This window comes from Amycolatopsis rhizosphaerae (genome assembly GCF_007713715.1).
Taxonomy (GTDB): Bacteria; Actinomycetota; Actinomycetes; order Mycobacteriales; family Pseudonocardiaceae; genus Amycolatopsis_E; species Amycolatopsis_E rhizosphaerae.
On record NZ_VJWX01000596.1, the window covers coordinates 1 to 3952 of the forward strand.

At 70.8% G+C, this 3952-nt stretch carries 5 protein-coding genes; 2 read left to right on the forward strand and 3 right to left on the reverse strand.

Annotated elements, in window-relative coordinates; all coding sequences use genetic code 11:
* On the forward strand, window positions 1-567 hold a 567-nt coding region (locus FNH05_RS33845), incomplete at its 5' end, for an NAD(P)-dependent oxidoreductase (protein WP_342781645.1).
* Window positions 568-614: 47 nt separating this feature from the next.
* Window positions 615-1190, forward strand: coding sequence for an NADPH-dependent FMN reductase (locus FNH05_RS33850; RefSeq protein ID WP_144592927.1), 576 nt, complete (start codon window positions 615-617; stop codon window positions 1188-1190).
* Between the two features lie 259 nt (window positions 1191-1449).
* On the opposite strand, the gene FNH05_RS33855 is transcribed toward FNH05_RS33850, so the two are convergent.
* From FNH05_RS33855 to FNH05_RS33865, 3 genes are all read right to left on the reverse strand, one after another.
* Window positions 1450-2709: an aminotransferase family protein gene (locus FNH05_RS33855; RefSeq protein WP_144592928.1), complete on the reverse strand. Its 1260-nt coding sequence runs from the start codon at window positions 2707-2709 to the stop codon at window positions 1450-1452.
* Between the two features lie 38 nt (window positions 2710-2747).
* On the reverse strand, window positions 2748-3092 hold the full coding sequence (locus FNH05_RS33860; RefSeq protein ID WP_144592929.1) for a hypothetical protein: 345 nt from the start codon (window positions 3090-3092) through the stop codon (window positions 2748-2750).
* Window positions 3093-3132: 40 nt separating this feature from the next.
* Window positions 3133-3952, reverse strand: an 820-nt coding sequence (locus FNH05_RS33865; protein ID WP_281287660.1) for an FAD-binding oxidoreductase, incomplete at its 5' end; no start/stop codon positions are given.

Sequence of the window (3952 nt, forward strand, 5' to 3'; positions counted from 1 at the left end):
GTATTGGTGGCGCTGCGCCGGGGGCACCGGGTGACGGCGGTGGTGCGGGACCCGGCGAAGTACGACCTTCCCGGCGCCACCGTGGTGGCCGGGGACGTGACCGACGCCGCGCAGGTGGCCGAGCTGGCCGAGGCGCACGACGCGGTGATCTCGGCGGCGGCGGTGTACGGCGAAGGCACCGACCCGGCCGCGTTCTTCACCGCCTCCACCCGCGCGCTCACCGCCGTCCACAAACGACTCGTCGTGGTCGGGCTTTCGGCGCTCCTGCCCGACGAGTCGGGCCGGTTGCCGATGGACGCGCCCGGTTTCCCCCCGGAGTTCCGGCCGTTCTGCGACGCCCATCGCGCGGGCCTGGAGATGCTGCGGGCGAGCGAGGACACCGACTGGCTCTACCTCAGCCCCGCGGGCGACTTCGACCACGAAGGCGAGCCGGTGGGCCGGTACCGCGTGGTGGCACACGGCGCGATGGACAGCCGGATCACCTACGCCGACCTCGCCGAGGCGATCCTGGACGAGGTCGAGACCCCGAAGCACCACCGCGAACACCTGGCCGTGGAAGCGGGTTGAGCACAAGGCCTTGACTTCGACTTAAGTCGAGGTTTCATGCTGGCCACATGAACGACGAACGCCCCCTCACCCTGGCCGTCATCGTGGGCAGTGTCCGCACCGGACGGTTCGGCCCGGTAGTGGCCGACTGGTTCGCCCGGCAGGCCCGGCCGCGCACCGACTTCGCCGTCGACGTGCTCGACCTGGCGGAGAACCGGTTGCCCGAGGTGCTCGGTGGCCAGGCGCCACCGGAGGTGGCGGCGGTGACGAAACGTCTCGACGCCGCCGACGCCTTCGTGGTGGTCACCCCGGAGTACAACCACAGCTACCCGGCCTCGCTGAAAACCCTCATCGACTGGCATTACACGCAGTGGCAGGCGAAACCGGTCGGATTCGTGTCCTACGGCGGCCTCGCCGGTGGCCTGCGTGCCGTGGAGCATCTCCGGCCGGTCTTCGCCGAACTGCATGCCGTCACCGTGCGGGAAACGGTCAGCTTCCACCTCGCCCACGGCCGGTTCGACGACCGTGGCGAGCCGCTCGAACCGGAGGGCTGTGTGGGGGCCGCGAAGGTGCTGCTCGACCAGTTGGCCTGGTGGGGGCGCGCACTGCGCGATGCGCGCCAAGCTCGCCCCTACCAGGCCTGACCGACATAGAGCGTGTATCAAAGTGACTTGGGTAGCGGTGCGGGTGGCGGAACCTCAGGCGGTCCCTGGCTGCGGGATCTCCTCCTCATGAATGCCAATTCGCTGTGTTGAACGCTGTCGGAGCTGGCAGTGTCGTTTCTGCCAGGAACCGCCTGAGAACCCGCGGCGGTGCCAGTCGGCAGCGTGGCGCAAGCGGCTGACGCCGCTTCAAGACGCGAAATCCGACTTGCGTTGACCACGCTCGACTTCGATACACCGCCTAGGACACCTTGAGGGCGAGCTCGTCGAGTGAGGCGGCGAAGACCGCCGCGATCTCCCGCAACTGTTCGATGTGGACGGTCAGCGGGGGTGACACGGCGAGCGCGGTGGCCAGCGGGCGCAGCAGCACACCCCGCTGCCGGGCCAGCAGTTGCAGGTCGCCGACCGCCGAAGGAAGCCGCCGGAGCACCTCGGGAGCGAGTTCTACGGCGGCGAGCAGCCCCGTCCCGGAGCGCACCTCGGCGACCAGCGGATGCTCCACCAGCGGTGCCAGCGCGCCGGTGAGCTCGCCCTCCAGCTCCCGTCCCCGCTCCAGCAGCCCGTCGCGTTCGAGCAGGTCGAGATTCGCCAGAGCCGCCGCGCAACAGGTGGGGTGGCCGGCGTAGGTGGCCCCGTGACGCAGGTACGTACCGGGCCTCGTCCAGAACGGCTCGGCCACCCTGCCGTGGGCCACCACGCCGCCGAGGGGCAGATATCCGCTGGTCACCCCCTTGGCGAAGGTGATCAGATCGGGTTCCAGGCCCCAGCGCTCGACCCCGAACCAGGTGCCGAGCCTGCCGAACCCGCAGATCACCGCGTCGGCGATGAGCAGCACCCCGAACTCGCGGCACACCTGCGCCACCCCGGTCAGGTAGCCCTCGGGCGGGGGCAGCACACCGCCCGCGCCGATCACCGGCTCGACCAGGAAGGCCGCCACGGTCTCCGGGCCGACGCGCAGGATCTCCTGGCGCAGCGCCTCCACCGAGTCGAACGGCACGCGGGAGGAGGACGGCAGCAACTCGCCGAACCCGGTCCGGTTCGCCTCGATGCCCGCGACGCCGGTGCCGATGCCGTTGGTGCCGTGGTAGGAGGAGGACCGGCTGATCACGTGGACGCGGCCGGGTTCGCCCTGCACCACGTGGTAGCGGCGGGCGATCTTCACGGCGCTGTCGATCGCCTCGCCGCCGCCGGTGGTGAGGAAGACCTTCGCATCGGGCATCGGCGCGAGCGCCGACAGCCGCGCCGCGAGTTCGCGGGCGGGTTCGTTGGCGAAGTCACCGAAGATCGAGTACCCGGCGAGCCTGTGCAACTGGGCGGCCGCCGCGTCGGCGATCTCCCGGCGGCCGTGCCCCGCGTTGGCGTACCAGAGCCCGGCGGTGGCGTCGAGATAGCGGTTGCCGTCGCTGTCGTAGACCCACACGTCCTCGCCCCGGTCGATGACGAACTCGCCGGAGCGCACGGTCGCCATGTCGGCGAACGGATGCCACAGAGCTGTATCCATGCCACCAGCATGGCGCTTTCCCCGCGCCCCCGCACCGGTCAATCGACGCCGGGCAACTGGGCCGAAAGCACCCCCAGCAACTCGCGGGCGAGAGCGGCGTCCTCCGGGACGCCCCGCTCGTCGGAAGACCGTCTCTCGTGCTCGAGCACGGACAGCACCAGCGACCACTGGCCGGTCCGCAGCTCCATGTCGACGACGTCGCCGTCCGGCGGCCAGCCGAGTTCGCCCTTGCGGCCGTCGTCGATCGTCCTGTTCCAGGCCCAGCCCGCCTCGCGGATGTCCATGGCGGCCTGCACCTCCTCGTCCGAGGCGAAGTCGTCGATCCGGTTCTGCACCTCGTTGTCGAAGATGGCGTCGATGACCTGCCACTGGCGCACCGTCATCCGTACCGACCTCGACGGTTCCATGCGAGTACCCCCTGTCTCACTGTCCGGGCAGGCGCACGACCTTACCCGGGTTGAGGATCCCGAGCGGGTCGAGCGCCAGCTTGACCGCGCGGTGCACGGAAAGGCCCACCTCGCCCAGTTCGGTCTCCAGCCAGGCGCGCTTGAGCATGCCGACCCCGTGCTCACCGGTGATCGTGCCGCCCAGGCGCAGGCCCAGCGCCATGATCGCGTCGAAGGCCGACTGGCCCCGGCGGACGGAATCGGGGTCGGAGCCGTCGAACACGACGTTGGGGTGCATGTTCCCGTCCCCGGCGTGCCCGCAGCACGGGATGTCGACGCCGTACTCGGCGGCGATCGCGGCGACCCCGTCGACGAACTCGGCCAGCCGGGACCGGGGCACGCACACGTCGTCGACCAGCCGGTCGCCGAGTTTCTCCAGTGCGATCCCGACCAGGCGCCGGGCCTCGATCAGCAGCTCGCCCTCCGCCGGATCGCTCGCCACCAGCACCTCGGTCGCGCCGCACGAGCGCGCCACCTTCGCGAACGCTTCGAGGTCGTCGGCCGCGGCCGCCCCGCGATCCGACTGCACCACGAGCACCGCCTCGACCCCGGGCGGGAACCCGAGATCACGGTAGGCCGACACCGCTTCGACGGCGGGCCGGTCCATGAACTCGAGGATCGACGGGCGGCGCCCGGTGCCCAGGAATTCGCTCACCGTCGTGCAGGCGTCACGGGAGGCGGCGAAGAAGGCCAAGGCGGTCAACGGTTTCTCGGCCGCGGGCCGCAGGGCCACGGTCACCTCGGTGACCACGCCGAGGGTGCCCTCCGAACCCACCATCAGCCGGACGAGGTCGTAG

Excerpts from the sequence above, each read along its gene's own strand:
- FNH05_RS33850 (WP_144592927.1), top strand. The coding sequence starts at position 615 with ATGAACGACGAACGCCCCCTCACCCTGGCCGTCATCGTGGGCAGTGTC.
- FNH05_RS33855 (WP_144592928.1), bottom strand. The coding sequence starts at position 2,709 with ATGGATACAGCTCTGTGGCATCCGTTCGCCGACATGGCGACCGTGCGC.
- FNH05_RS33860 (WP_144592929.1), bottom strand. The coding sequence starts at position 3,092 with ATGACGGTGCGCCAGTGGCAGGTCATCGACGCCATCTTCGACAACGAG.